The sequence below is a fragment of the Mesobacillus sp. genome, from assembly GCF_049588175.1.
GTDB lineage: Bacteria > Bacillota > Bacilli > Bacillales > Cytobacillaceae > Mesobacillus.
Genome location: NZ_JBAVFI010000718.1, coordinates 1 through 3,118 on the forward strand (window position 1 = coordinate 1; position 3,118 = coordinate 3,118).

Here is a 3,118-nt window from a genome sequence, read left to right on the forward strand (position 1 = left end):
TTGGGCGTTCGGAAAGATTTCGATATTGCTCCTTCAATAATAGATCAGCAGCTGAAAATGCATCATTTCCATTGCCATGTGGTTTCCGGCATGACCCATATAGAATCCTGTTTGGTCCACGCTTGTGATCTATATAAAAAGCAGGATATTTGAGATTGCCATATACAATCGAATCCGAATGACCGGGTGTTAGTAAATCAAAGCTTCCTAAGTCACGATGGAGAACTCCCCTTTTAAATAACAGATTATAGCCAATTAGTGTATTAGAAGGGAAAGTTTCGTTCTTAGGCATTATTTTTATAAGTGATACATAGAGCTGTTCTCCAGCCTTGATTGTCGTTGTTTCAAGTTCGCTATCCAATGGAAGATATTGAACATGATCAGTGGACTCTGATTCAAGAATGTGAAACAATTCAGCGCCGAATTCTAGTTTTCGGCTCAATGCGATCCATATATATATACAGGAAGGTTCAGCCCTTCGTAAAATAGGACCGCCCAAAATAGTCGGTAATTTCATGCAGATTGCACCACCTAATATTCTTTACTGCTAATTTATTCAAGCGGTACAAATCCGTGTCCGTGTTTGCTAAAGGCAAAAAAAAGAAGCCAAAAAGGCTTCAGTTAGCTATTTCTTTGTATAGAATCGTGTGTCATCTTTATTTTCTAATACGTTAGCAATCATGGTAGTCGCACTATTTGGTCCTAGAGCGTCGAGGCCAGCTTCCCACACCATCATTCCGCCTAGCTTTTGGTCAAGCGCTAATTTGGTTTTCTTTTGGAGTGTAGCATGTCCATTGTAATGATAAGTAGTTCCGTTCATGCTGACTTTATCCCTTGTAACATTTGCGGGATTATTTTGAATGAGTGCTTCGTATGAAACCTGTTTTATGGCAGGGTCCTCAGGCTGTGCATAAAGAGGAACACCTAACACAAGCTTTTCCCTCGAAAAACCGTGTTGATCAAAAAGATTCGACCAATAAGAAACAATATTAGCAGAATAAGAGTAAGGAGATAAATTGGCAGCATTGTATTCGCCATCCCACTGGCCGTCATAAGCCATTAAATTGACATGGTCGAAATACTGGAACATCTCTGGTTCAAACACAACAGAATGGATTTCGGTGCCCGTAACACTATGAACTTTTGCATTAACAGCTATGGAAAGCTCTTTGCCTGCTGGCTGAAGCAATGCACTCAGTTCTTTTGAGAATGCAGATAAGTAACGAGCATCTTCCTTTGAACGGGGATGTTCAAAGTCGATATCTATCCCATCAAGATTTTCTCTATCTGCCAAACTAACAAGCTCATTAACTAGCTTTTTTCTCGAAGCTGGATTGGAAATAGCAGCTTTAAAATAATCATAGGATTCACCGCCGTTAATATGGTACCAGCCGCCTATTGCTAAAATAACCTTAGTATCATGCTGTTTTGCCTTGGCGGTAATCGCACGCAAATTTTTTAGAGCGTGATCACCGTTTAATAGGAGTTTGCCATCGGCTGTTGGATGGGCAAATGAAAATATCACATGAGTCAGATTCTTATAGTCAATCTCATCCGGATTGCGAAAGTCCTGAACATAGCCAATCAGCACTTCTGGATTGTGTGTTTTTGCCTGTGGAGCAGCTTTAAGTTCTAGATTTTTAACGGATTGAGGAGTATTTTCACTAGTATAAAGTACATTTTCATTCCGAGAATTTTGGCTGGAGTACAGTAATCCAGATATAAAACCTCCACCGAAGGTAAGCAATACGACCATTAGGAGCAGGATACGTTTTTTCATATCAGAATCCTCCTGAAATTATTCAACTTTAAAATTGTAACAGAGAAACAAGCGGTTGAGGTGTGGTAATATCAGCCTTTCTACTTTGCAAACGGAATTTTCTGCAAAGAGGAAGCTGCGGAGAGATTAATAAATTCGTACTAGGGAATAAAATAAGTATTACAATAGGATAGGAGCAAAAGAAATGGAATCTAAAAAAACAGAAGTTGGCAGTACAGCAGTATCTTATTTTGATAAAGGTGAAGGGAAAACAATCGTGCTCATTCATGGATTTGCAGGAAGCAAGCTTTATTGGGAAAAGGTGCTGCCTGATCTATCTGTAAATAATCGAGTTATTGCCATAGACCTTCCCGGACATGGAGACTCTTCAATGGGATTTGGAAAATTTTCGATTGAAGATCTGGCGGGGGTGATAAAGGGATTGCTGGATAAATTAGGACTTAAGGAAGTAACAATGTTCGGCCATTCTCTTGGAGGATATATCACACTTGCATTTGCTGAGCGATATCCGCAATATTTGAATGGTTTTTCATTAATACATTCCACGGCCAATCCGGATTCGGATGAAGCTAAGGCAGGCAGAGAAACCAACGCTAAGAAAGTGCTTGAAGAAGGGATGGATTCTTTCATCAATGGACTCTCACAAAAACTATTCTCACCAGCTAATTCAGAGTTAAATGCACACGATATTAAAACTACTGTAAAGATTGGTATGTCCACATCTATTAAGGGTGTTGTAAGCGCACTACTGGCAATGAGGGACAGGCCTAACCGGAATTATGTCCTTGAAGATTCTAGAGTGCCTGTTCTTTTAGTAGCGGGCGAACAGGATCAAATCATTCCTCCCGATAAGACGTTTACAATTAACAAACCTAACATTCAACAAGTTTTAATTAAAGGCGCAGGTCATATGAGCATGTATGAACAGCCTGCCGAGCTTGTAAGGGCTATGGAAGACTTTTTAGCCAAAATATAATTGGTTGTTGCCCGCCCGAATTTGGGTGGGTTTTTTTAACGAACCGATTTTTTGATTGCTCAAGAACAGAATGATAAAATAAGTTCCAGCCATTGCTTAGAGAGGGGCTAAACGATGATAAAGGAAATAATACTTAATGATCAAGTTATCTTGGTAAGTCAGTATGAAGAAAGCAATATAAATGGATTAATTCAAATTTCGATAGAGTTCAAGGTAACAAGTAATGAATATCACGATATTACAACTTTGTTATATGAGGGTGAGTTTGAAGTGATGGTGCCTGGAAGCAGCCTGGAGTTCCGAGGAAGAATCTTGGAGTATTCTACCTCGGTTACCAACCTTTATGAAAGTGAAAAAGTAGG

At 39.4% G+C, this 3,118-nt stretch carries 3 protein-coding genes and 1 pseudogene; 2 read left to right on the forward strand and 2 right to left on the reverse strand.

What is annotated here, in order from left to right:
• Positions 1–517: pseudogene (locus tag WB217_RS17465) on the reverse strand (hypothetical protein); the annotation flags it as partial.
• Positions 518–625: 108 nt separating this feature from the next.
• Positions 626–1,780: a glycoside hydrolase family 18 protein gene (locus tag WB217_RS17470; RefSeq protein WP_423994565.1), complete on the reverse strand. Its 1,155-nt coding sequence runs from the start codon at positions 1,778–1,780 to the stop codon at positions 626–628.
• 184 nt (positions 1,781–1,964) lie between these two features.
• Between WB217_RS17470 and WB217_RS17475 the strand changes: the two genes are divergently transcribed.
• Complete coding sequence (locus tag WB217_RS17475) at positions 1,965–2,756, forward strand: alpha/beta fold hydrolase (RefSeq protein ID WP_423994566.1); 792 nt, start codon at positions 1,965–1,967, stop codon at positions 2,754–2,756.
• Positions 2,757–2,870: 114 nt separating this feature from the next.
• On the forward strand, positions 2,871–3,118 hold a 248-nt coding region (locus WB217_RS17480; protein WP_423994567.1), incomplete at its 3' end, for a DUF3219 family protein.